Consider the following 24,424-nt stretch of genomic DNA (forward strand, 5'->3'; position numbering starts at 1 on the left):
AGGCGGCGTCAACTCCCCTGGGATTTCCAGGATATGGGAGTGATCGCGACGGCAGTGTGTCGGCAGTGTTGCGGCCACCGGGCGTTCCGTGAACAGGTGATCCCATCATCTGGCAAGGCTTGATTCCGCCCTCGGCCAGGTGGAACGCTCTGAGCATCAGCCGGTTCGAGCAGGAGGGGGTCCACCGTGAACACGCACCGGTGCCGCCTCTCCTGTTGTCGCTGACCGTCCGCGAACCCCTCTCTCCTGCCGCGCCGCTTCCCACTTCGTGGAACGGGCGTGAGCCTCCTGCCGATCTCCGGAGCCCCACCATGAGCACGTTGCCCCACCCCGACACCCTGTGGTTCACCCGCTGCCCCGTGCCGACCGCGACCGGCATCGCCGCCGACCGCGGCTGGCTGGCCGAGGAGTTCGCGGCGGACGGCATCACGGTGCGCTCGTTGCAGGACGCCGCGCCGGAGGTCGCCGCCGACCACCACTACACGCACGCGCTGACCGGGCTGTTCCGGGAAGGCGGCAACGTCCCCGCGCTGTGGGCGCGTTCGCGTGGCGAGCGGACCAGGCTGCTCGGCCTGACCTGGATCGAGGAGCGGCAGGCGATCCTGGTCCGCGAGGACAGCGACATCCGCTCCGCCGAGCAGCTGCGCGGGGCGCGCCTGGCGGTGCCCCGGCATCCGATCGGCATCGACTTCTGGCGCGCGATGGCGCTGGCCGGCCACCACGGTGCGCTGGCCTCCGCCGGACTCACGCCGGACGACGCCGAGTGGGTGGAGGTTCCGGCCGGGCCCGGCGGCGGTCAGTGGGAGGCCGAGCTGGCCGCGCTGCGGGACGGCCGGGTGGACGCCGTGTACGTGAAGGGGGCGCTCGCCGTGGAGGCCGCGCGCCGCTACCAGGCGGTGCCCGCCGTGGAGTTGGACGCACTGCTGGACCGCCGGCACCGGGTGAACAACGGCACGCCCCGCCCGATCACCGTGCACCAGCACCTGCTGGACGAGCAGCCGGAGCTGGTCGCGCGCTTCCTGGCGGTGCTGCTGCGGGCCGCCGACTGGGCGGCCGACCGGCCCGCGGAGGTGGCTCGCATCCTCGGCGCGGAGACCGGCGCCGGCCCCGAGGGCGTCGCCGGGGCGTACGCCGCCGGCGGGCACCGCACCCTGCACCCGGACCTGTCCGAGCAGCGTCTGGACCTGCTCGCCCAGCAGGAGCGCTTCCTGCACGCCCACGGCTTCCTGGCCGACCGGGTGGACGTGCTGGCCTGGGCCGACCCCGCCCCGCTGGCCGCCGCCCGCGCCCTGCTCGCCGCCCGCCCCTGACCCCCGCCCCTGACCCCTGCTGCACCCCGTTGAGGAGAACCATGCGCACCCCCGTCCGTCTCGCCGCCACCGCCACCGCCCTGACCGCCGCCGCACTGATCCTGACCGCCTGCGGCTCGTCCGCGAAGAACGCCTCGGCGTCCGCCGACGGCAAGAGCGGCGCCGAGGTGGTGCTGAGAGTGCCCGACCCCGGCAACTCCGGGTTCCTCGCCAAGGGGAAGCAGGACGGCTCGCTGGACCGGGCGCTGGCCGCCGTGCACGCCAAGGTGGCGTGGACCGGCAGCGCCGGGCCCTTCGCCCCCGCCGCGCAGGCGCTGAACGCCGATCAGCTGGACGTCGCCCAGGGCTCGATCACCTCGGCGGTGGCCGCGCTCGCCCAGAAGCCCGGGTTCAAGCTGTTCGCGCAGACCGCGCCCGACGAGGCCGGCGAGGGCATCCTGGTGAAGAACGGCTCGCCGATCAAGGAGGTCAAGGACCTGGTCGGCAAGAAGGTCGCGGTCTCCCAGGGCGGCACCTCCGAGTACCTGCTGCTGAAGGCCCTGGAGAAGAACGGCATTCCGGTCGACCAGGTGCAGCGGGTCTACCTGCGCGCCGACCAGACCTCCGGGGTGTTCAACTCCGGGCAGGTCGACGCCTGGGCGACCTGGGGCACCTTCTCCATCCCGGCCATCGCCAACGCGGGCGCCCACTTCCTGGTCAACGGCAAGGCCGTCGGCAGCGACAACTACGCGGTGTGGGCCGCGCGTTCGGCGTTCGCCGAGCAGCACCCCGAGGTGCTGAAGGCGTTCTACGGCTACCTGCACGAGAACGGCGCGAAGGAGAAGGCCGACCCCGCCGCCTACCTCAACGTGTTCACCGACGCCGGCCCGACCGCGGTGACCGCCGCCGAGAAGGAGATCGCCGTCGACTTCGGCAAGCAGCGCGCCGTCGACTCCCCGATCACCGACGCCGACACCGCCCGGTTCGGCGTGGTCGCCAAGTTCTACGCCGACCAGGGCGTCACCAAGACCCTGGTCGACGTCAAGCCCTACCTGATCGACGTCAACTCCCTCGCCGGGAGCGCGAAGTGACCGGCGCAGCGGGAGCCGTGGCGGCGCAGGCCGGGGCGGGGCGGACGGCGGCGGCGGGGCCCGGCGCCGGGGCGCCGGCGAGCGCCACCGAGCAGGCCCGGGCGGCGGGACTGGTCGCGCCGCGGGCCCGCACCGCCGCCGCCAGGCCGCGCGGCGTCTCGCTCGCGCTGCGCACCCTCGGCCCGCTCGCCCTGCTGGCGGCCTGGCAGCTCTCCGCCGCGACCGGCGCACTCACCCCCGACGTGCTCGCCTCGCCCGGCCAGGTCCTCCAGGCCGTACGGGAGTTGTGGGGCAACGGGCAGCTGGCCGACGCGCTGTCCACCTCGCTGACCCGGGCCGCCCTCGGCCTGCTGTTCGGCGCCGGCGCCGGACTGGTGCTCGGCGTGGTCACCGGCTTCTTCCGGCTGGGCGAGGAACTGCTCGACTCCGCCGTCCAGGTGCTGCGCACCGTCCCGTTCCTGGCCCTGGTGCCGCTGTTCATGGTGTGGTTCGGCATCACCGAGACCGCCAAGATCGCCCTGATCGGCGTCGCCACCTCCTTCCCGATGTACGTCTCCGCGTCCGGCGGCGTCCGCAACACCGACCGGAAGCTGGTCGAGGCGATGCGCAGCTTCGGGCTGTCCCGCTGGGCGATCGTCCGCGAGGTGGTGCTGCCCGGCGCGCTCCCCGCGCTGCTCTCCGGGCTGCGGCTGTCGATGACGCTCAGCGTGATCGCGCTGATCGCCGCCGAGGAGATCAACTCCACCGAGGGGATCGGCTACCTGATGGCCCAGGCGCAGAACTTCTCCCGCACCGACGTGCTGGCCGTGTGCATCCTGATCTACGGCCTGCTCGGCCTGGCCGCCGACGGCGCGGTCCGGGTGCTGGAGCGCGCCCTGATGCCCTGGCGTCCCGCCCGGGCCCGGACGGGGGCCGGACGATGAGCACCCCCGCCGTCCACGTCCGCGGCCTGCGACGGGTGTTCGGCGCCCGCGCGGTGCTCGACGGCATCGACCTGGACATCGCCCGCGGCGAGTTCCTCGCCCTGCTCGGCGCCTCCGGCACCGGCAAGACCACCCTGCTGCGCATCCTCGGCGCCCTCGACCGCGCCGACGAGGGCACCGTGCTGGTCCCGCCCTCGCGCACCGTGGTGTTCCAGGAGCCCCGGCTGATCCCGTCCAAGCGGGTGCTCGGCAACGTCGTCGTCGGCCTGCCGCGCGGCGCCGCCACCCGGGAGACCGGACGGCGCGCGCTGGCCGAGGTCGGCCTCGCCGACCACGCCGGGGCCTGGCCCGGCACCCTGTCCGGCGGCGAGGCCCAGCGCGCCGCGCTCGCCCGGGCCCTGGTCCGCGAACCCGAACTGCTGCTGCTGGACGAGCCGTTCGCGGCCCTGGACGCGCTCACCCGGCTGCGCATGCAGGACCTGGTCGGCGAACTCTGCCGCCAGCACCGCCCCGCCGTCCTGCTGGTCACCCACGACGTCGACGAGGCGATCCGGCTGGCCGACCGGGTCGCCGTGCTGCGCGACGGCGCGCTGGTCCGCGACGAGACCGTCACCGTCGAACGCCCCCGGGACCCGTCCGACCCCGGGTTCGCGGCCCTGCGCCGCCGCCTGCTGACCGACCTCGGCGTGCACGAACCGGCCCATCCCAACGCTTCCTGACGCACCATCAGCTAGGAGAACCCCCGACATGACCATCACCCTGGGCGTCCACCGCTCCAACCCCTCGCTCTACCACCTGGCCCGCCTCGACTACCTGCAGCAGGAGCTCGCCCCGCTCGGCGAGAGTGCCGCGTTCCACCACTACAGCGACGGCACCCGGACCGGCGCCCTGCTCGCCGACGGCACCATCGACTTCGGCGGCACCGGCTCCACCCCGCCGGTCACCGCGCAGGCCGCCGGGCACGACATCGTCTACACCGCCGTCTCCGCACCGCGGCACGGCCACGGCGCCCTGCTGGTCGCCGCAGACGGCCCGATCCGGACGGTGGCCGACCTCAAGGGCGCCACCGTGGTGCTCGGCATCGGCTCCTGGCAGACCCACCTGCTCGCCAAGGCGCTCCACCAGCACGGACTCTCCTACCGCGACGACGTCAGCGCCGAGCGGCCCACCGGCGAGGAGGCCGAGCGGCTGCGCAGCGGCGCCATCGCCGGCTGGATCGCCCAGGGTGCGGAACTCGCCGCCGCCCGGCGCAGCGGCGACTTCCGCGAACTCGTCGACACCACCGCGGTGATCACCGACCGCTCGGTGTTCTTCGCCCGCCGCGACCTCGCCGAGCAGCGCCCCGAGGTGGTCGCCGCGATCGTCACCGCCCTGCAGCGCGCCGACCGCTGGGCCGCCGAGCACCTCGCCGAGGCCGCCGCGTTCGCCGCCGCCGACCAGGGCGGCGAGGCCGCCGACTGGGAGGCCGCGCTCGCCGTCCTGCCCTGGCAGCTGGAGCCCGCCACCGCCGCGTTCGTCGCCGAACAGCAGGAGGCCGCCGACATCTTCCTGCAGGTCGGCTTCGTCGACCGCCCCGTCACCGTCGCCGACGCCCACCTGCCAGCGCTGGAGCAGCCCGTCGCCGAAGCCGTCGCCCGCGCGGCGCAGGGGGTCTGATCCGGATGGCCACCGAAGTCCTGTGGTACCTGATCCCCCGCGAGGGCCACTACCCGTGGGAGCCCGAGGGCCGCCGCCCCGTCGACCTCGGCTACCTGCAGCACCTCGCCGCCACCGTCGAACGGCTCGGCTACAGCGGCGCGCTGCTCGCCACCGACCAGTACGACGTGTGGGCGCTCGGCTCCGCACTGGCCGCCGCCACCGGGCCCGGCTTCCAGCCGCTGCTGGCCGTCCACCCGGGGCTGGTCTCGCCCACCCTGCTCGCCAAGATGGCGCTGAGCTTCGAGCACCTGCACGGCCCCGGCCGGCTGCGCTTCAACGTGGTCAACGGGTCGACCGAGCAGCTGCGCGAGTACGGGCTGCACGTCGAGCACGACGACCGCTACCGGCTGGCCGCCGAGTACTGGAGCCTGGTCAAGCGCCTCACCAGCGGCGAAGTCTTCGACCACGAGGGCGAGTTCTACCGGCTGAAGAACGCCGGTGGCTCGCTGCGCGACCTGCCGCCGCTGCGCGAGGGCCACATCCCGCTCTGGTTCGGCGGCTCCTCCCCGGCCGGCATCGAGGTCGCCGCCGAACACGTCGACGTCTACCTCACCTGGGGCGAACCCCCGCACCTGCTCAAGGAGAAACTCGAACGCGTCCGCGAGCGGGCCGCCGCCCACGGCCGCACACTGCGGCTCGGCCTGCGCCTGCACCTGATCGTCCGCGACACCGAGGAACAGGCCTGGGCCGCCGCCGACCGCCTGCTCGACGTCACCAGCCAGGCCACCTACGCCCGCCAGCTCGGCGGCCGGCAGGCCGAGGACGGCGTCGGCTGGCAGCGCCAGTTCCGCCAGCACGGCGGCCGGGTGCCGGCCCGCGCCCGCGAACTGGAGACCCACCCCAACCTGTGGCCGGGCATGAGCCTGTTCCGGCCCGGGCCCGGCACCGCGGTGGTCGGTTCCACCGAGCAGGTGGTCGAACGGCTCCGGGAATTCCAGGAGCTGGGCGTGGACACCTTCATCCTGTCCGGCAACCCGCTGCTCGAGGAGGCCTACCGGGTCGCCGAGACGGTGCTCCCGCAGCTGCGCTGAGGCCCGGGCGGGCGGCCGAACTCTCCCCGGCCGCCCGCCCGTTCACGCCCCTACCGGCTCAGCCGGTCGATCTCCGCCAGCTCCTCCGCGGTCAGCGGACCGGCCGCCAGCGCGTCCAGGTTCTGGTCCAGCTGCTTCACGCCGGACGCGCCGATGATCACCGACACCACCCGCTCGTCCCGCAGCACCCAGGACAGCGCCAGCTGCGCCAGGCTCTGCCCGCGGCCCTCCGCGACCTTCGCCAGCGCCCGCAGCTGGTCCAGCTTCGCCTCCGTCAGCGCCTCCTCCTTCAGGAAGTGGCCCACCGACATCCGCGACCCCGCCGGCACGTCACCCGACAGGTAACGGTCCGTCAGCAGGCCCTGGGCCAACGGCGAGTACGCGATCAGCGAGGTCTGGGTCTCGCCCACCGCGTCCAGCAGGCCCTCCTCCGGCTGGCGGTTCAGGATCGAGTAGCTCGCCTGGTTCAGCAGGCACGGCGTGCCCAGCTCGCGCAGGATCGCCACCGCCTCCCGGTGCTGCTCCGCCGGGTAGTTCGAGATCGCCGCGTACAGCGCCCGACCCGAACGCACCGCCGTGTCCAGGGCGCCCATCGTCTCCTCCAGGGGAGTCGTCGGGTCCCAGCGGTGCGAGTAGAACACGTCGACGTAGTCCAGACCCATCCGCTCCAGCGACTGGTCCAGGCTCGCCAGCACGTACTTGCGGCTGCCGCCGTCCCCGTACGGGCCCGGCCACATGTCGTAGCCCGCCTTCGAGGCGATGAACAGCTCGTCCCGGTACGGGCGGAAGTCCTGCGCGAACAGGTAACCGAAGTTGCGCTCCGCGCTGCCGTACGGCGGGCCGTAGTTGTTCGCCAGGTCGAAGTGCGTCACCCCCCGGTCGAACGCCCGGCGCAGCACCGCGCGCTGCACCTCCAGCGGCTGGGTGTCACCGAAGTTGTGCCACAGGCCGAGCGAGACGGCGGGCAGCTGCACGCCGCTGCGCCCGGCGCGGCGGTAGGTCATCGAGGCATAGCGGTCGTCCGCGGCGAGGAAGCTCATAGCGAGCATCCTGCCAGGTGGGACCCGCCCACGGGACCAACGGCCCTGCCCCGGCCGACCGGCCCCGACGTACCCTGACCGGGGAGCGCGCCCGTGCGCCGCGCGAGGAGGAAGCCGTGTCACTGCCGGACATCACCACCCGGGCCGACCTGGAGCACGCCCTGCGGCGCTTCTACCGCGCCGCGTTCGCCGACCCGCTGATCGGCCCCTACTTCACCGAGATCGCCCGCCTCGACCTCGACGCCCACCTCCCCCGGATCACCGACTTCTGGGAGAGCGCCCTGCTGCGCACCGGCAGCTACCGCGGCAACGCGCTCGCCCCGCACGCCGCGATGCACGCCATCAGCCCGCTGGACGCGGAACACTTCGGCCGCTGGGTCCAGCTCTGGCGCGCCACCCTCGACGGCCTCCACGCGGGCCCCGTCACCGAACGCGCCAAGGCCCAGGCCCAGCGGCTCGCCGTCGCGATGCTCCGCCGCCTCGGCCAGGGCGACACCGACGGCGGTACCGGCGGCTTCGTCCCGCTCTCGGCCGTCCGCCTCGCCTCCGGCAGCGAAGGCATCCGCACCGCCTGAGCGGCCCCGGCGTCACGCCCCCGTCAGGTCGCCCACTGCTCGCGCGGGCGGAGCCGGGCCAGGATCCGGTGGGCTTCGTCGCCGACCCCCGGGTCCGGGTCGGCGGCCAGCTCGTGGAGCCGGGCGACCAGGCGGTCCGCGCCCTCGGTCGTCAGCCACTGCGGGTCCCCGCCCAGGGCGGCGCCGAGTTCGTCCGCCACGTCGTCGGCCTCCACCAGGTGACGGGCCCGCAGGACGCAGCGCAGTCCGGCGGTGTCGCCGCGTTCGAGCAGGGCCGTCGCGGTCTCCTGCACCACCGCGGTGTCCCGGCCGTCCAGCAGCAGGCCGTGCAGGACGTCCGCCAGGTCCTCGATCCGCTCCGCGCCGGCCAGCCGCCGGCCGGCGGCGGCCCGCACGGACCACTCCGGGGAGCCGGCGTGCCGGAGCGCGGTACTCAGCTCGTGATCGTCGGGACGTGCTGCCATGGCCGCCATCCTGCCAGCGCGGACCGGCCCGCGACCGGGCCGGTTGCCGGTGGCGTCGAGCTCGGCGAGGGCGGCGGCAGGCCAGGGCGGTCAAGCAGTGGCCGAACTCGTTTTGGTGCGGGGGAGTTCAGGGCGGGAGCGCGGGCTTGGGGCGCGGAGGTCGGGAATGTGGCGGAGGCCGGTGCTGAGGGTGCTGTAGGCGGCGAGGGCGAGGAGGAGGGCGGCGTTCAGCAGGAGGACGGTGGAGGCGGCGAAGTGGTCCAGCAGGACGCCGCTGGCGAGGGGGCCGAAGGGGACGAAGAGGGCGGGGGCGATGCCGCAGGCGGTCTGGACGCGGCCGAGCAGGTGGTCGGGGACGGAGTGCAGGCGGGCGGCGGAGATCACCGCGTTGGCGGCCGGCGTGCTGAGGCTGCACAGGCCGATCAGCAGGGCGGTCAGGGCCACCCCGCCGTCCAGGGCGAGGAACGGGGTGAGCAGCGCGGTGCTCCAGCAGACCGCGAGGACCAGGGTGCGGGGGGCGAGGGTGCGGCCGGCCCGGGCGGAGAACAGCGCACCGATCAGGTTGCCGGCGCCGGACATCGCGATGATCACGCCGTTGTGGTAGCTGCCGGACGGCGACTCGGCGCCCTGCGCGACCAGCACCACCACGATGCCGCTGAACACGAAGTTCACCAGCGCGGCGTTGACCAGCGTGTAGCGCAGGAAGGCGCTGCGCCGCACCTCGACCAGCCCGGTGGTCAGGTCGCGCAGGAACGGCGGCCGGTCGGCCTTGGCCGGGCCGGTGCGGGGCGGCTCCTTCGGCAGCCGGACGGCGAGCACGCAGAGCGCGGACGCGGCGAAGGAGGCGGCGTCGACCACGAACGGCAGCACGGGAGTGACGGCGTAGAGCGCAGCGCCGAGCATCGGCCCGGCGAGGGTGGCGACCGCCGAGCGGGCCTGCGCCATGGAGACGGCGGTGGTGAGCTGGCTGCGCGGCACCACGTGCCGCAGCGCGGCGGAGGCGGCGGGCCCGAACGGCGCGCTGAGCACGCTGTTGAGGACGGCGACGGCCACCGCGAGCGGCAGGCTGACCCGGTCGGCGAGCACCACGGCGGCGAACAGGGCGAGGCTGACGGCCCGGGCCAGGTCGCAGACCAGCAGCACGGTGCGCCGGCGCAGCCGGTCGACCAGCACCCCGGCGGGGAAGCTCGCGAACAGCGAGGAGACGATCTCGGCGAAGGTGACCACGCCGAAGTCGGTGATCGAGTGGGTGGCGGCGAGCAGTACCAGCGGGAGCGCGAGGTACGTCGCCTGCGAGCCGAACGCGGACAGCGCGTGGGCGAGCCACAGGCGCTGGTAGTCGGGGTTGCGGTGGAGCGGGGTGAGCGGGGCGTCTGCCACGGCGGTCCTCCCGGGTCGGGACTGGCTGCGGAACGGCCGAGGCGGCCGGCACCGGGGGGTGCCGGCCGCCTCGGGGAGGCCCGGCCGCGCCCTACGGGGGTGAGGGCGGGCCGGGTCGGCGGCGGGCCGTGCTCAGACGGCGTCCTCGTCGATGCTGTGGCAGTAGTTGGAGATGGTGCTCCACTCGTTGAGCTCGCCCTCGTCGGTGTCGGCGACGGACAGGTTCTGCAGCTTCAGGACCTCGGACACGGTGACAACTCCTCTGCTGTGGTGCGCGGTCGAATGGGGGTCGGGATGGTGCCGGTGCGCGGTGGCGCAGCTCAGACGGCTTCCTCGTCGATGCTGCCGCAGTGGTTGGAGATGGTGCTCCAGTCGTTGAGCTCGCCCTCGCCGGTGTCGGCGACGGACAGGTTCTGCAGCCTCAAGATCTCGGACATGGTGACAACTCCTGCTGGTCAGTCGGTGGTTGTGGAGTTCCGCGGGAGACCTAGAGCGCGTCTTCCTCGATCTTGCTGTGGCAGTAGTTGGAGATGGTGCTCCACTCCGACAGCTCGCCCTCGTCGGTGTCGGCGACGGACAGGTTCTGCAGCTTCAGGACCTCGGACATGGCGTTGACTCCTTCTGGTGGGTGGTTGGTCGGGTGGCCAGGGGGACCTAGAGCGCGTCCTCTTCGATCTTGCTGCCGCAGTGGTTGGAGATGGTGCTCCAGTCGGAGAGCTCGCCCTCGTCGGTGTCGGCGACGGACAGGTTCTGCAGCTTCAGGACCTCGGACATGGTGCAACTCCTCTGCTGTGGTGGTGCGTTGACTCCGGAGCGGTCGCCTCGGAGGGGTCGGTGGGGCCCGCGGGGTGCGGGCTCAGGGGTGACCCGGCAGGCCGGGCAGGTCGAGCGGCGCGCCGTTCGCGGCGTGCACGGCCAGCAGGACGCCGGCGGTGCCGGTGGCGACGTCCATGGACAGCCGGTGCAGCTGGTCGCCGGCGAACGCGGTGCCCTCGCGGAACGGGACGGCGTGCCAGGCGAGCAGGCGCAGCTGACGGTCGATCAGCTCCTCGGAGCCGGGGCGGTCGCGGTGCTCGGCCAGCAGGGCGAGCAGGCCGGCCCGGCCGTGGAACAGGCCGCTGAAGATCACCAGCCGGGCGCGGGCGGCGAGCAGGATGCCGTCCAGCGCGGCGGCGAACTCGGGGTCGGGCCGGTGGCGCAGGTAGTGGCCGAGCGCCAGGCCGACGCCGCCGCTGCCGGAGCCCAGGTAGGGGAGCAGCCGGGTGCCGTCCTGCAGGTTGACCGCGCCCTCCTCGCTGGTGCGGCACTGGGCCAGGTCGGCGCGCAGGGCGCGGGCGGCCAGGTCGAGGTGGGCCGGGTCGCCGTCGTCCCGGTGGCGCTGCAGGAAGAACTCGGCGATTCCGCTGGGCCCGTGCAGCAGGCCGGCGCCGGGCGGCGGCGGTGCGGCGGGGTCGAGCGCGGCGGCCAGCTGTTCGGCGGTGCGGTCCAGCGCGGCCCGCAGCCGGGTGTCCCCGGTGCGCCGGTGCAGCAGGCGCAGGGCGAGGCCGATGCCGGCCAGACCGTTGTGCAGGGACAGCTCCGTGGTCCCGGCAGCCCGCCGGACCAGCTCCAACGCCTGCTCCTCGCGGCCGAGTTCGGCGAGCACCAGGGCCGCGCCGTGCAGTCCGCCGTACAGGCCGGGCCGCGGGTCGTCGGCGCGCCGGGCGGCCCGCCAGAGCCAGTCGAGGTGTGCCTCCTCCACTCCCTGGCCGGTGCTGTGCAGGGCGTGCAGCACGCCGGCCGCGCCGTGCGCCAGGGTCCAGCCGCCGTCCGACAGGCCCGCCGGGTCGCCGGGGAACAGCCGGTCGGGGCGCTCCGGGGTGGCCGAGGCGAGGATCGCCCGGGCCAGCGAATCCGGCAGCCGCTTGGTCTCGCTGCCCTCGAACAGCTCAGTGGGGGTGGTGAGTTGCTCGCCGGGGCGGCGCAGTCCGCGGCGCACCCGCTCGGTGTGCGCGGCCGGGACGGGAAAGAACTCGGCCATCGCGTCGGCCAGCTGGTCGACCTTGCCGGGCTGCAGGTCGAGCAGCATGGTGTACGGCAGGAACAACGCGAGGCGGATGCAGTCCAGGGCGTACCGGTCGCGTTCGAAGCCGGTGTCGGCGTGCGGGGCGACGAATCCGGGGCAGGCCACGCTCGGCCCGGGCTCACGGTCGGGGCGGTGCGCCACCTCGAAGTCGACCAGGCAGATCCGGCCGTCCGGGCGCAGCAGCACGTTCGCCGGGTGCAGGTCGCCGAACACGTAGCCGCGGGCGTGCACCTGGTCGACGGCGCGCTGCAACTGGTCCAGGACGTCCAGGGCCTGCTCGGTGTACCGGGCGAGCTCCGCCGGGGTCGGGTCGGGTCTGGTCAACGGGTTGGAGCGGGCCAGGAACTGGCGCAGCGTCTCGCCCTCGACGTACTCCTCGGCCAGGTAGTGGTGCTCCCAGACGGTGAACTCGTCGATCAGCCGGGGCACGAACTCCAGCCCGGCCAGCGCCCGCAGGGCCCGCGCCTCGGTGTGCAGGCGCGCCACCGCGTCGGTGCCGGCCCCGTCCAGCCCGGCCAGCGGGCGGGCCTCGCGCAGGACCACCTGCGCACCGCTCTCCCGGTCCCGGGCCAGGTAGATGCCTCCGCCGTTGGAGAAGTGCAGGGCGCGCTCGATCTCGTACGGCAGCCCGGCCAGGCCGGCCGTGGCCGCCTCGTCGGCCCGCAGCTGCCCGGCGACGCACGCGGGCACCTCCAGCCACTCCGGGAGTTCGAAGTACGGGTTGCGGCGGTCGGGCACCAGGGTGCCGTCGGGCCGGGCGATCGCCAGCACCCGCTCGCCGCCGTCCAGCGTGCACCAGCGCTCGCGGAACCCGCCGTAGCGCAGGTACAGCGGCCCGTCCTGCCAGCGCAGGTCGCCGAGCACGTACGGTGCGGCCCGGCCCGCCAGCAGCGGGCCGAGACCCGCCAGCACGGACTCCAACTGGGCCTCGTCGGCCGGGTACACGGTCAGCAGCTTGCCGCTGCTGCCGCGGCGGGCGTACTTGCTGTTGTTCAGGTGGTGCACCCGCGGGCTGACCAGGAACTTGTGCGGCAGACCCACGCCCAGGCAGTAGTCGCTGACCAGCTCCACCACCTCGGCGGCCTCGGCGGGCACCGCCGAGACGTGGATCTTCCAGCCCTGGTCGGGCAGTTCGGCCCAGGCCGGGGTGAGGTACTGCCAGGTGGCGTCCTCGTGGCGGCGCCAGGCCGCCGGGGTGGGGCGGTCGGCAGCGGCGAACCGGCGCTTCTCGGCCCGGTCCACGGGGTGGTCGTAGAACAGCGGATCGTCCCCGGCGAACATGTGGTGCGTGCGCTTCACGTCGTCCACCCCTTTCCGTGGTCGGAGGTTCGGCAGGTGCTGTCGGTCGGGCTTTCCCGGTCGGATGTCCGGCCGGATTTCCGGCCGGCCCGTTCGGGCCGCGGTTTCAGGCGACGATCCAGCCCTGGTTCAGGTTGCGCCGGGTGTTTCCGAGGACGCTGTCGGTGCGCTCCGCGGACTCCGGCGAATCGGCGAGGAAGTTCAGGGTGCCGTTCATTTCGAGCTCCTTGGCGAATGGAATGCGTGGTCACTGGCCCCAGGTCACGTCGCCGTCGGGGGTCGCCGAGGGCGACGGGGTCGACGGCACCGAGACGGCGGTGGAGAGGGGGACCGCGGCGGAGGAGACGGGAGCGGCAGCCAGTCCGAAGAACGTCGAGAGACCGGCGATCAGCAGTCCGGCGAGCGCGATGCGGGACAGACGGGTGGCGTTCACGGATTTGTCTCCTTCGCGGAAGTCGATTCTGTAGCGGCTGTTTCTCGGCAATTCGACGGTGCGCTCCCGGGAATCCCCCGGGCCTTTCCCGATCGGCCGGCGGTGCTTTCTTCTTCGTTCTTTCCGCCTGCCGACACCTCTACTTTGGCGTTCCTCGGGACCGGGTGGAAGTCCGGTGGAGTGGACGGATCCTGCACTGGCACAAGCCGTCCAGTCGTCCCATCCGCACCACTGACACCATCCGCACCGGGCGGCCGGCGAGCGGCACTTGGAGCCGACGTGGAACCCGGTTGGAACCCGGTTGGAACCCGGTTGGAGCGCAGGTCGGCGGTGGTGGCGGCGCGGCATCGCATAGGCTCGGCACACGATGGTGCGGATCACTGTGCTCGGGGCACTCACGGCGCAAGTGGCGGGGGCCGCCACCCGGTTGGGGGGCCCGCGCCAGCGCGGCGTGCTCGCCCAACTGCTGGTCGCACACGGTGCGGCCGTCCCGGCGGACCGGCTGATCGACCACCTGTGGGACGGCCGCCCGCCCGCGAAGGCCGCCGTCTCGCTCCAGGCGTACGTCTCCAACCTGCGCCGCCTGCTGGAACCCGAACGTGGCCCCCGCCAGGCCGCCCGCCTGCTGGTCAGCGAGGCCGGGGGCTACGCACTGCGGGACGTCCGCACCGACGCGGAGGAGTTCGAGGGACTGCTCGCCGCGGCGGGCGGGCCCGGTGCGAGCGAGGTGCTGCGGCGGGCGCTGGCACTCTGGCGCGGCGACGCGTACGGCGAATTCGCCGACCGGGCGTGGGCGGCCGCCGAGATCGCCCGCCTGGACGGACTGCGCACCGCAGCACGCGAGTTGACGGTGGAGTGGGACCTCTCGGAGGGCCGGGCCGGGCTCGCCGCGCAGGACGCCGCCGGGCTGGTCCGGGCCCACCCGCTGCGCGAAGAGGGCTGGCGGCTACTGGCTCTCGCCCTGTGGCACGGCGGCCGACAGGCCGAGGCACTGGCCGCCGTCCGCCGGGCCCGGGCCCACCTCGCCGCCGAACTCGGCCTCGATCCGGGGCCGGCGCTGGCGGCCGTGGAGTCCGCGATCCTGCACCAGCGGGTCGATGAACTCACCGTCCGAAGGCCGGAACCGGCCACGGGCCCAGGCGCAGGTACCGGCGCGGGCCTGGGCGCGGGTGCGCCGGTCGCTGCCGGGCGGCTGGCGGCGGGTGCCCGAGCCGCGGCAGCAACGAGCGGCCGAACTGCCGCAGACGGGGCAGCCGTGCAGGCCACCGCTGACGGGCGGGCCGCCGCGACTCGCGTGGTTGGGGCGGTCGAGTGGGCTGCCGGCGGCGCGCCTGCCGCAGAGACCGCCGTGGGCCCGGCCGCTGCAGATGCGTCGGCTGCTGCGGATCCGGCGGGTGTTGCGGCTGCCGGCGGCGTGACCCCGGGGGCGCCCGCCGTGGACGCACGGGGCATGGCCGCCGCCGCAGGCGTGGCCGTCTCTCCCGCCGCCGTCGGACCGGCTGCTGCGGTGGCCGGCGCCGTGTCTCCGGCGGTGCCCGGCGGGGGTGCGCGGAGCGCGGCTATTGCGGGTGCGTCGGGTGCTGCGGTTGCCGACGGGCCGCCCGCGGTGCCCGGCGGGGGTGCGCGGAGCGCGGCTGTTGCGGGTGGTGCGGTTGCCGACGGGCTGCTGCTGCCCGTGGTGCCCGGCGGGGGTGCGCGGAGCGCTGCCCCTGCTGGGAGCGTGGCCGTCTCTCCCGCCGCTGTTGATGCCCTGGGTGCGGGGGGTGGTGCCGTGGGCGCTCTGGCGGTGCCGGGGGAGGTTCGATCGGTGCGGCGGCAGTTGTTCGTCGGCCGGCAGGGTGAGCTGGCGGCGTTGCGGCGGGCTGCGGCGGAGGCACGGGGTGGGGTGGGGTTCGCGCTGGTCAGCGGGGAGGCGGGGGCCGGGAAGTCGACGTTGCTCGGGCGGCTGCGGGAGGAACTGGCGGGTGCCGGCTGGCGGGTGGTGACCGGGCGGTGTCCGGAGAGCGCGGGGGCGCCTGCCGCGTGGGCGTGGACGGAGGTGCTGCGGGAGCTGGCCTGGCACGAACCGGCCACCGCCGGGGACGGGGCGCTCGCCCCGCTGCTCGCCGACCCGGACCTGATGGACCGTCAGGATCCGGTCTCCGGGCGGTTCCGGCTGCACCGCGCCGTGATCGCCCACCTGCACGCCGCCGCCCGGACGGCGCCGCTCGCCGTGCTGCTCGACGACCTGCACGCCGCGGACCCCGAAACCCGGGAGCTGCTGGCGGAGTTGGCCGCCGACCCGGGCCCGGCCGGACCGGACGGGGGCCTGCTGCTGGTGGCCGCGTTCCGGCCCGGCGAGGGTGAACTCGCCGAGGTGCTGGCCCGGTTGGCACGCCGCGCACCGACCCGGGTGACGCTCGGGGGCCTGGCGGAGCCGGACGCCGGCCGGCTGATCGAGGCCGTCTGCGCGGCCCCCGTCCGGCCGGAGACCGTCCGGGCGCTCGCGGAGCGCACCGGCGGCAACCCGTTCTACCTCGCCGAGAGTGCCCAACTACTGGCGTTGGAGGACGAGTCGACCGCGTTGCGGCAGGTTCCGCAGGGTGTCCGGGAGGTGCTGCGGCGGCGCTTCGAGCGGCTGCCCGCGCCCGCTGTCGACCTGCTGCGGCTGGCCGCCGTCGCGGGCCGGGAGGCCGACGTCGACCTGTTGCTGCGGGCCGGCGAGCAGGACGAGGACACCGCCACCGAGGCGGTGGAGGCGGCCGTCGCGGGCGGCCTGCTGCTCGAACCCCGGCCCGGGACCGTCCGGTTCGCGCACGTGCTGGTCCGGGACACCCTGTACGCGGATCTCGGCGGCCTGCGCCGGGCCCGGTTGCACGGGCGGATCGGGCACGCCCTGCACGACCTGCGTCCGGGTGAACTCACCGCGCTGGCCCACCACTTCACCCAGGCCGCGACCACCGCCACCGCCGCGCTGGCGGTCGACCACTGCGTGCGCGCGGCCGAGGCCGCGGACCGGCGCTACGCCCACCGCAGCTCGGTCGCCCTGCTGCGCCAGGCCCTCGACAACCTGGAGCGGGCCGCCGAACAGCCCGGCGAGGACCGAGCGGCCCGCCGGATCGAGCTGCTCGGCGCCCTGCTGCGCGCCCAGGTCCGGGCCGGGCAGGTCACCGACGCGGGGGAGACCAAGCGGCGGGCTCTGCGACTCGCCCGGGAGAGCGGCCGGGAGGACCTGCTGATCGCCGCCTGGACGGCCTGGACCGAGCCCACCCCGTGGGTCACCCACCCGTACGGCACCTTCGACCACGAGGCGGTCGAACAGCTGACCAGGCTGCTGCGGCGGACCGACCTGCCGCCGGCCACCCGCTGCCGCCTGCTGGACGCGCTCACCTACGAACTCGACTGCAGCGGCGACCCGGAGGCGGTGGCCGCGGCCAACGAGGCGGTGGCGATCGCCCGCGCCGAGGGCGACCCGCTGCTGCTCTGCCTGGCCCTGGGCGCCCAGGCCCGGGCCTACGACCACGAGTTGGCGCCCGTCGACCGGGCCAGACTGGCGGCGGAGATCGCCGAACTCGCCGCCGAGCACGACCTGCCCGCGTACCGCTGGCACGCCGAGCACCTCGCCGCGACCGCCGCCGCCGTCCGCGGCGACCTGCCCGCGCTGCGCCGCCACCTCGCCGCCGGCGAGGAACTCGCGGACCGCTACGGGCTGGTGGAGCTCGCCGACGTGGTGCTGTTCCAGCGCGCCATGCTGGAACTCGCCGCCGACCGGGTCGAGGAGGCCGCCGAACTGTACGAGCGGGCGCTGACCGGCCTGCGGGCCCGCGGCTCGCTGCACGCCGACGGGCTGGGCGCGCTGGTCCGGATCGTCATCGCGCACCGGCAGGGCCGGCTCGCCGAGGTCCTGCCGCTGATCGACCAGCACCGGGCCGAGTACGGCGTGCTGGTCTCCGACGTCACCGCGCTCGCCCTGCTGGCCGCCGGCCACACCCCCGAGGAGGCCCGGCAGGCCCGGGTCGGGCGCCGCGTCGTGCACGCCGACTACTTCCGCTCGCTGTTCCTGATGATGCGCGCCGACGCCGTGGTGGCGCTCGACGAGCGCGCCGAGGCCGTCGAACTCCTGGAGGAGATGCGGCCGTTGGCCGATCTGGTGGCCGGCGCCAGCTCCACCTCGGTGGCGGCCCGCCCGGTCGCCCTGTCGCTCGGCGAACTCGCCCGCTACCTCGGTCGCACCGAGGAAGCCGCCCGGTTCTTCCGGCAGGCCGCCGACGTGGCCCGCCGCTGGGAGTCGCCGCGCTGGGAGGGCGAGGCGCTGGCCGGCCTCGCCGCGCTGCAACTCCCGAAATCGGCTCCCTCCGAAGCGGATTGACGCCTAGCCTGCCCGGATGACCTCCCACTCGTTCGAGATCCGGCCCGAGCGGACCGCCGACCACCCGGCGGTTCGTCAGCTGCACGCCCAGGCCTTCGAAGACCCGGAGCGGGTGCCCGGCCTGGTCGACGCGTTGCGCGCCGCCGGCCGGGCGACCTCGCTGGTCGCGACCGACGGCGGGGCGGTGGTCGGGCACGTGATGCTCAGCCCGGGCCGGCTGGACGCGCCGGAACGGCTGGTCGACGTCCTCAGCCTCTCCCCGCTCGGCGTCCACCCCGAGCACCAGGGGCGCGGCGTGGGCACCCGCCTGGTCGCGGCCGCGCTCGCCGCCGCCGAACAGGTCGGCTGCCCCGCCGTCTTCCTGGAGGGAGCACCGGCCTACTACCGGGCGCGCGGCTTCGAACGCGCGGACGCCGTCGGGTTCCGGCGACCCTCGCTGCGCACCCCCGCCCCCGCGTTCCTGGTCGCCCGGCTGTCCGCCCACCGGCCCTGGATGACCGGCACCTTCGTCTACGCGGAGCCCTTCTGGGCGCACGACTGCGTCGGTCTGCGCGACCTCGACCTGATCGCCCGGATCGAGTCCGCCGACTGATCCCCACCCCTCGGGGCGGAGCCGTGACGGCTTGCCGTTCGCTCCTGGGCCGACTTGGAGCCGGGGTGCCAAGTCGGCTCCAAGACCCGCCTTCCACACTGGGCTCCGACACCGACTCGGACGCCGTACGGAAGGCCCACACCATGTCCACATTCCTCGGTCGCCTCGGCGGGGCTGCCGCGGCCCGGCCCTGGCGCACCATCGCGGCCTGGGTGCTGCTGATCGCCGCCGCCTTCGGCCTGGCGCAGGCGTTCGGCGGCGAGCCGCACGACAACTACCGGGTGCCCGGCACCCGTTCGACCGCGGGCCTGGACCTGCTGAACGGGCGCTTCCCGGAGACCGCCGGCACCAGCGCCCGGGTCGTGGTCCACGACAAGGGCGGGAAGCCGCTGCCCGCCGAGGCGCTGACCGCGCTGCGCGAACGCCTCGCCGGCCTGCCGCACGCGCTCTCCGTCACCCCGCCGATACCCTCGCAGAGCGGTGACACCGCGCTGCTGACGGTCAGTTACGACGTCAAGGTCACCGACTTCGAGGGTTCGACGGGCCTGGACGCGCTGCGCGACGCCGCCCGCGCCACCACGGACGCGGGTTACCAGGTCGAGTTCGGCGGCCAGCTGCCGGAGAACTTCAGCGCCCCCGACGGCACCGCCGAGGGCATCGGCATGGCCGCCGCCCTGATCATCCTGGTGATCGCCCTCGGCACGGTGATCGCCGCCGGCCTGCCGCTGCTGGTCGCCCTGGCCGGACTCGGCGCGGGCACCGCCCTGATCACGCTGATGGCCGCCGTCACCGACATCAGCAACATCGCCCCGACCGTCGCCTCCATGGTGGGCCTCGGCGTCGGCATCGACTACGCGCTGCTGCTGGTCTCCCGGCACGTGGAGGGTCTGCGCCGCGGCCTGGACGCCCGGGCCGCCGCCGCCGAGTCCACCGCCACCGCCGGCTCCTCCGTGGTGGTGGCCGGTTCGACGGTGCTGGTCTCGCTGTTCGGCCTCAAGCTCGCCGGGCTCTCGGTCTACGCCTCGTTCGGCTACGCGACCTTCGCCACCGTCGGCGCCGTCATGGCCGCCTCGCTCACCCTCGTCCCGGCGCTCGCCGCCCTGGCCGGCCCGCGGCTGCTCCGCCGCGCCGAACGCCGCGCCCCCGTCGCCGTCCGGGAGACCGGCGGCCCGACCCGCACCGAGCGGTGGGCCCGGCTGATCGGCCGCCGCCCGATCGCCGCCGCCGTCCTCTCGCTGGCGGTCCTGCTGGGCCTCGCCGCCCCGATGCTCGGCATGCGCACCTGGCCGCAGGACGCCGGCAGCCAGGCGTCCACCAACACCGTCCGCAAGGCGTACGACCTGATCGGCGACGCGTACGGGCCCGGCGCGAACGGCCCGCTGCTGCTGGCCGTCGACCTGGACCGGCTGCCGAAGTCCGAACTCCCGTCGCTGGAGCAGCGGCTGACGGCCGATCCGGAGATCGCCTCGGTCCAGCCCGCCCAGGTCAACGGGGCCGGCAACGCCGCGGTGATCACCGTGCAGCCGAAGACCGGCCCGCAGGACGAGGCCACCGCGAAGCTGCTCAAGCGTCTGCGCGACCACGACCTGCCCGCCGGAGTCGAGATCACCGGTGTGGTCGCCTCCTTCTCCGACATCTCCGACCGGCTCGCCGCCCGCCTCTGGGTGGTCGTCCCGTTCGTGGTCGCGCTCTCGCTGATCCTGCTCACCGTGCTGTTCCGGGCCCCGGTGATCGCGGTCAAGGCGGCCGCGATGAACCTGCTCTCGGTGGCCGCCGCCTACGGTGTGATGACGGCCGTCTTCCAGCACGACGCCGGCGCGAGACTGCTCGGCCTGCCGCACGCGGTGCCGGTCTCCAGCTGGGTGCCGATCCTGATGTTCACCATCCTGTTCGGCCTCTCCATGGACTACGAGGTGTTCCTGCTCTCCCGGGTCCGCGAGGACTGGCTGGCCACCGGCGACGCCCGCGGCAGCGTGGTCAGCGGCCTCTCCGCCACCGGACGGGTCATCAGCAGCGCCGCCGCGATCATGGTCGCCGTCTTCACCGGCTTCGCGATCGACCCCGACATCACCGTCAAGATGATCGGCGTGGGCATGGCCGTCGCCGTCCTGGTCGACGCCACCGTGGTCCGGCTGGTGCTGGTGCCCGCGACGATGATGCTGCTCGGCCGCTACAACTGGTGGCTGCCCCGCTGGCTCGACCGCCTGCTCCCGCAACTGCGGATCGAGCACGGCGACGCGACCGCTCCCGCGGCGAAGGAGCCGGTGTCGGTCTGACGCTGCGTCGGGTCCGCCCGGGGAGGGTGTTGCTGTCCTCGGGCGGACCCTGCCGTGTGCCGGTGGCCGGGCGCGCAGGTCCTCGCGCCCCGGTGTGCCTACGGTGATGCCCATGAGTGTGCGAGTGGAGCGGGTGTACGGGGCGCCGGACGGTGGGGTGCGGGTGCTGGTGGACCGGTTGTGGCCGCGGGGGGTGCGGAAGGAGGAGGCGGAGCTGGACCGGTGGGCGAAGGAGGTGGCGCCGTCGAACGAGCTGCGGCGGTGGTTCCACGGGCCGGAGGGGGAGTTCGAGGAGTTCGCGCGGCGGTACCGGGCGGAGTTGGACGCGCCGGAGGTGCAGGTGGAGTTGGCGCAGCTGCGGGAGGTGGCGGCGACGGCGGACCTGGTGCTGCTGACGGCGGTGAAGGAGCCGGCGCACAGCCACGTGTCGGTGCTGCTGGAGCGGTTGCGCTGAGCCCGGAGTGATCATGACGGCGTGTTCAATCGGGCATATCAGGATAAATACGATGTAATGCGGCCATGAGTCTGCTGCGCGAGAACGCGGTTCTCGCCCTCTTCTTCTGCCTCGGCCTGGGCTACCTGGTCGGAAAGCTGCGGGTCGGGCCGATCCAACTCGGCGGCATCTGCGGCGTCCTGATCGTGTCGATGCTGGTCGGCGCCCAGCACGTGTCGGTGAACGCGGACGTCAAGAACGTGGCGTTCGCGCTCTTCATCTTCTCGCTCGGCTACATCGCCGGCCCGCAGTTCTTCGCCAACATGAACGCCAAGGGGTTGCGGTTCGGCGTGCTGTCGGTGATGGAGGCGGTGGTCGTCATCCTGATGGCGCTCGCCATCGCCGAGGCGTTCGACCTGGACGTGGGCACCGCCGCGGGCATCCTGGCGGGCGCCGCCACCGAGTCGGCGGCCGTCGGGACCGCGCAGGACGCGATCGCCAAACTGCCCGGCATCACGCCCGACCAGACCACCCAGCTGCAGGCGCACGTCGCGACCGCGTACTCGGTCTGCTACCTGTTCGGGCTGATCAGCATCGTCCTGCTGACCAGCCAGCTGTTCCCGATGCTGATGCGGATCAACCTGGCGGAGTCGTCCCGCAAGGTGTGGGAGAGGATGCGCGGCGAGAGCGGCGAACTGGAGCCGGGCGAGGCGCCGTCGCTGCCCGCGCTGGTCGGCCGGACGTACCTGGTGTCGCAGGGCGAGGGGACCAGGATCAGTCAGGTCCAGGAGCGCTCGGGCCAGTTGGTGACGGTGGAGGCGGTCAGCCGGGGCGGCCGGAAGCTGGGCGTCGACGAGGACCCGGTGCTGCGCCGCGGCGACCAGGTGCTGGTGGTCGGCCGGCGGGCCGCGGTGCTGGACGCCGGGCACGAACTCGGCCCGGAGACCAGCGGAGTGCCCGGCCTGGACAGCCCGATGGCGGTCCGTCAGGTCGTGGTCACCAACAAGGAGGTCGCCGGGCGGACCCTGAACGCCGTCCGGGACCAGGACCGGCAGGCCACCGGCGGCGTGTTCCTCACCGACATCCAGCGGGTCGACCACCACCTGCCCGCCGTCGGCGAGACCGAGGTGCACCGCGGTGACACGCTGACCGTGGTCGGCGCCCGCTCCCGGGTGGAGCGGTTCGCGAGCAAGGTCGGCGCCACCGTCCGGCAGGACACCGTCGACTACATCTACCTGTCGCTGGGCATCTGCCTCGGCGTTCTGCTCGGCAAGGTCAACGTGCACTTCGGCGAGGTCAACCTGACCCTCGGCACCGGCGGCGGCTGCCTGATCGCCGGCCTGGTGTTCGGCTGGCTCCGCTCGCTGCGCCCGACCTTCGGCGCCTACCCCCCGGTCGCCGCGCAGACCATGAAGGACCTCGGGCTGGCCATCTTCATCGCCGTCACCGGCATGGCCGCCGGCCCGGACGCCGGGCCGCTGCTCAAGCAGTACCCGGTGCTGCTGCCCGCCTCGGGGATCCTGATGGTGGTCATCCCGGCGTTCCTCGGCCTGTTCATCGGGCGCCGGTTCCTGAAGATCGAGCCGCCGATCCTGATCGGCGCGATCGCCGGCCAGCAGTGCTCGACGCCCGCCATCACCGCGATCAGCAACGTCGCGCAGAGCAGCGTCCCGATGCTCGGCTACACCATCACGTACACCATCTCGAACTTCCTGCTGCCGCTGACCGGCCCGGTGCTGGTCGGCCTGGTGGGGCTCTGAGCGGAGGGGGAAGCCGGTGGGTTGGATCACCGATCACGTCTTCAAGCCGTACCCGGAACTGCTGATCTTCCTGACCATCGCGGTCGGGTTCCTGGTCGGCAGGCTGCACTGGCGGGCGATCGGCCTCGGGGCGGTGACGGGCTGCCTGATCGCCGGCCTGTTCACCGGCTGGCTGACCGACGTCTCGATCAACGGCACCGTCAAATCGGTGTTCTTCATCATGTTCCTGTTCGCCCTCGGCTACAAGGTCGGCCCGCAGTTCTTCCGCGGCCTGAGGAAGGACGGGCTCCCGCAGGTCGCGGTCACCGTCGCGGTGTGCCTCACCGGTCTCGGGGTGTGCTGGGGCTTCGCCGAGATGCTCGGCTACGGGCCGGGGCTGGGCGCCGGCCTGCTCGGCGGGGCGCTCACCCAGTCCGCCGTCATCGGCGTCGCGCAGGACGCCATCGCCGGCCTGCCGGGCCTCGGCGCCGACCAGATCACGGCGGAGCAGAACCTGGTGCCGATCGGATACGCCGTCACCTACCCGCTCGGCACCATCCTGTGCGCGATCCTGCTGGCCAACGTCGCCCCGCGGTTCCTGAAGAGCGACCTGGCCGAGGACTCCCGCACGCTCGCGGCCGAACTCGACGCCCCCGCCGACGACCCCGACCTCGCCGAGGGCTACTACGAGGTGGTGCTGCGCGCCTACACCGCCGTCAACGGCCTGGCCGGCTCCACCATCGAGCAGATCGAGCAGCGGGAGAAGGACGCCGACCGGCGGATCTACCTCACCCGGGTCCGCCGGGACGGCCGGATCCTCCCGCACGACCAGCAGATCGTCATCGAGCACGGCGACGTGGTCGCGGTCAGCGCGCTGCGCCACGACCTGGTCGAGTTCGACCCGGCGCGCAGCATCGGACCCGAGACCGACGACGTCGAACTCCTCGACTACCAGACCGAGAACCTGCACGTGGTCGCCGCCGAAAAGGCCCAGCTGGGCAAGACCGTGGCCGAGTTGCGGCGCGAACCGTTCATGGTCGGGGTGTTCGTCGACAAGATCTACCGCTCCGGCGCGGAGTTCCCGTACGTGCTCAGCACGCAGATCGAACGCGGTGACACCCTGGTGCTGTCCGGGCCGCAGCGGCTGGTCGACCCGGCCGGGAAGCGGATCGGCAAACCGGTTCCGACCAGCTTCGCCACCGACATGACCTGGGTGGGCCTGGGGATCTTCCTCGGCGGCTGCATCGGGATCCCCGCGCTCACCCTCGGGGGCGTGCCGATCAGCCTGTCCACCTCCGGCGGCGCGCTGATCATGGGCCTGGTGTTCGGCTGGATCCGCGGCAAGTACCCGACCTTCGGCAACGTCCCGCCCGGCGCCCAGTGGTTCATGGACACCCTCGGCCTGTGCGCGTTCGTCGCCATCGTCGGCATCAACGCCGGACCGAGCTTCACCAGCGGCCTCTTCCAGGCGGGTTGGGGCCTGCTGCTGTGGGGCGCGGTGGCCACCGTGGTCCCGCTGATCGTCGGCATCCTGGTCGGCCACTTCGTGTTCCGGATGCGCCCGCCGATCCTGATGGGCGTGGTCGCCGGCGCGCAGACCACCACCGCCGCGATCGGCGCGATCAACGAAGCCTCCCGCAGCCAGATCCCCACCCTCGGCTACACCATCCCGTACGCGGCAGGAAACGTCCTGCTGACCATCTGGGGCGCCGTCATCGTCGCCCTGCTCGGCTAGGAGAGACCGCACC

Annotated in this window: 22 protein-coding genes; 13 read left to right on the forward strand and 9 right to left on the reverse strand. The window is 73.9% G+C overall.

What is annotated here, in order from left to right; all coding sequences use genetic code 11:
* Positions 1–311: 311 nt before the first annotated feature.
* The 6 genes from BX266_RS29380 to BX266_RS29405 all read left to right on the forward strand — a co-directional run bounded on the left by BX266_RS29380 (position 312) and on the right by BX266_RS29405 (position 6,032).
* Positions 312–1,310 carry an ABC transporter substrate-binding protein gene (locus BX266_RS29380; RefSeq protein ID WP_099904685.1) on the forward strand — a complete coding sequence of 333 codons (999 nt, stop codon included), beginning with the start codon at positions 312–314 and terminating at the stop codon, positions 1,308–1,310.
* Between the two features lie 41 nt (positions 1,311–1,351).
* The gene (locus BX266_RS29385; protein ID WP_099904687.1) at positions 1,352–2,380 is read left to right on the forward strand and encodes an NrtA/SsuA/CpmA family ABC transporter substrate-binding protein; all 1,029 of its coding nucleotides are present in this window, start codon (positions 1,352–1,354) and stop codon (positions 2,378–2,380) included.
* Between the two features lie 110 nt (positions 2,381–2,490).
* Entirely contained in the window at positions 2,491–3,303 is an 813-nt protein-coding gene (locus tag BX266_RS29390; protein ID WP_099908453.1) for an ABC transporter permease, read from the forward strand.
* Entirely contained in the window at positions 3,300–4,022 is a 723-nt protein-coding gene (locus BX266_RS29395) for an ABC transporter ATP-binding protein (protein WP_099904689.1), read from the forward strand. Before BX266_RS29390 ends, BX266_RS29395 begins: the two co-directional genes overlap by 4 nt.
* 28 nt (positions 4,023–4,050) lie before the next feature.
* Positions 4,051–4,959 carry an ABC transporter substrate-binding protein gene (locus BX266_RS29400; protein WP_099904691.1) on the forward strand — a complete coding sequence of 303 codons (909 nt, stop codon included), beginning with the start codon at positions 4,051–4,053 and terminating at the stop codon, positions 4,957–4,959.
* Between the two features lie 5 nt (positions 4,960–4,964).
* Entirely contained in the window at positions 4,965–6,032 is a 1,068-nt protein-coding gene (locus tag BX266_RS29405) for an LLM class flavin-dependent oxidoreductase (RefSeq protein ID WP_099904693.1), read from the forward strand.
* Between the two features lie 50 nt (positions 6,033–6,082).
* Here the strand turns inward: BX266_RS29405 and BX266_RS29410 are convergent, their stop codons facing one another.
* Entirely contained in the window at positions 6,083–7,072 is a 990-nt protein-coding gene (locus BX266_RS29410; protein ID WP_099904695.1) for an aldo/keto reductase, read from the reverse strand.
* A gap of 116 nt (positions 7,073–7,188) precedes the next feature.
* On the opposite strand from BX266_RS29410, the gene BX266_RS29415 reads away from it, so the two are divergent.
* Positions 7,189–7,647, forward strand: coding sequence for a group III truncated hemoglobin (locus tag BX266_RS29415; protein ID WP_099904697.1), 459 nt, complete (start codon positions 7,189–7,191; stop codon positions 7,645–7,647).
* 23 nt (positions 7,648–7,670) lie between these two features.
* On the opposite strand, the gene BX266_RS29420 is transcribed toward BX266_RS29415, so the two are convergent.
* The 8 genes from BX266_RS29420 to BX266_RS29435 form a co-directional block, all read right to left on the reverse strand.
* On the reverse strand, positions 7,671–8,111 hold the full coding sequence (locus tag BX266_RS29420; RefSeq protein WP_099904699.1) for a hypothetical protein: 441 nt from the start codon (positions 8,109–8,111) through the stop codon (positions 7,671–7,673).
* Positions 8,112–8,201: 90 nt separating this feature from the next.
* Positions 8,202–9,491 (reverse strand): MFS transporter, encoded by a 1,290-nt coding sequence (locus BX266_RS29425; protein ID WP_099904701.1) that lies wholly within the window; start codon positions 9,489–9,491, stop codon positions 8,202–8,204.
* Positions 9,492–9,623: 132 nt separating this feature from the next.
* Positions 9,624–9,740, reverse strand: coding sequence for a class III lanthipeptide (locus BX266_RS39375; protein WP_218969279.1), 117 nt, complete (start codon positions 9,738–9,740; stop codon positions 9,624–9,626).
* Between the two features lie 71 nt (positions 9,741–9,811).
* The gene (locus BX266_RS39380) at positions 9,812–9,928 is read right to left on the reverse strand and encodes a class III lanthipeptide (RefSeq protein WP_218969280.1); all 117 of its coding nucleotides are present in this window, start codon (positions 9,926–9,928) and stop codon (positions 9,812–9,814) included.
* A gap of 50 nt (positions 9,929–9,978) precedes the next feature.
* On the reverse strand, positions 9,979–10,098 hold the full coding sequence (locus BX266_RS39385; RefSeq protein ID WP_218969281.1) for a class III lanthipeptide: 120 nt from the start codon (positions 10,096–10,098) through the stop codon (positions 9,979–9,981).
* Positions 10,099–10,145: 47 nt separating this feature from the next.
* Positions 10,146–10,265, reverse strand: coding sequence for a class III lanthipeptide (locus BX266_RS39390; RefSeq protein ID WP_218969282.1), 120 nt, complete (start codon positions 10,263–10,265; stop codon positions 10,146–10,148).
* 82 nt (positions 10,266–10,347) lie between these two features.
* Complete coding sequence (gene lanKC, locus BX266_RS29430; protein WP_143687027.1) at positions 10,348–12,855, reverse strand: class III lanthionine synthetase LanKC; 2,508 nt, start codon at positions 12,853–12,855, stop codon at positions 10,348–10,350.
* A gap of 247 nt (positions 12,856–13,102) precedes the next feature.
* Positions 13,103–13,288 carry a hypothetical protein gene (locus tag BX266_RS29435; RefSeq protein WP_099904704.1) on the reverse strand — a complete coding sequence of 62 codons (186 nt, stop codon included), beginning with the start codon at positions 13,286–13,288 and terminating at the stop codon, positions 13,103–13,105.
* Between the two features lie 367 nt (positions 13,289–13,655).
* On the opposite strand from BX266_RS29435, the gene BX266_RS29440 reads away from it, so the two are divergent.
* The 6 genes from BX266_RS29440 to aspT (BX266_RS29465) all read left to right on the forward strand — a co-directional run bounded on the left by BX266_RS29440 (position 13,656) and on the right by aspT (BX266_RS29465) (position 24,411).
* Complete coding sequence (locus BX266_RS29440) at positions 13,656–17,636, forward strand: BTAD domain-containing putative transcriptional regulator (protein WP_099904706.1); 3,981 nt, start codon at positions 13,656–13,658, stop codon at positions 17,634–17,636.
* A 16-nt stretch (positions 17,637–17,652) separates the two neighbouring features.
* Entirely contained in the window at positions 17,653–18,228 is a 576-nt protein-coding gene (locus BX266_RS29445; protein ID WP_099904708.1) for a GNAT family N-acetyltransferase, read from the forward strand.
* Between the two features lie 143 nt (positions 18,229–18,371).
* The gene (locus BX266_RS29450; protein WP_099904710.1) at positions 18,372–20,504 is read left to right on the forward strand and encodes an MMPL family transporter; all 2,133 of its coding nucleotides are present in this window, start codon (positions 18,372–18,374) and stop codon (positions 20,502–20,504) included.
* 112 nt (positions 20,505–20,616) lie between these two features.
* Complete coding sequence (locus BX266_RS29455) at positions 20,617–20,958, forward strand: DUF488 domain-containing protein (RefSeq protein WP_099904712.1); 342 nt, start codon at positions 20,617–20,619, stop codon at positions 20,956–20,958.
* A gap of 65 nt (positions 20,959–21,023) precedes the next feature.
* Entirely contained in the window at positions 21,024–22,697 is a 1,674-nt protein-coding gene (aspT, locus tag BX266_RS29460; protein ID WP_099904714.1) for an aspartate-alanine antiporter, read from the forward strand.
* Between the two features lie 16 nt (positions 22,698–22,713).
* Positions 22,714–24,411 carry an aspartate-alanine antiporter gene (gene aspT, locus BX266_RS29465; RefSeq protein WP_099904716.1) on the forward strand — a complete coding sequence of 566 codons (1,698 nt, stop codon included), beginning with the start codon at positions 22,714–22,716 and terminating at the stop codon, positions 24,409–24,411.
* Positions 24,412–24,424 lie beyond the last annotated feature (13 nt).

The sequence above is a fragment of the Streptomyces sp. TLI_171 genome (genome assembly GCF_003610255.1).
GTDB lineage: Bacteria > Actinomycetota > Actinomycetes > Streptomycetales > Streptomycetaceae > Kitasatospora.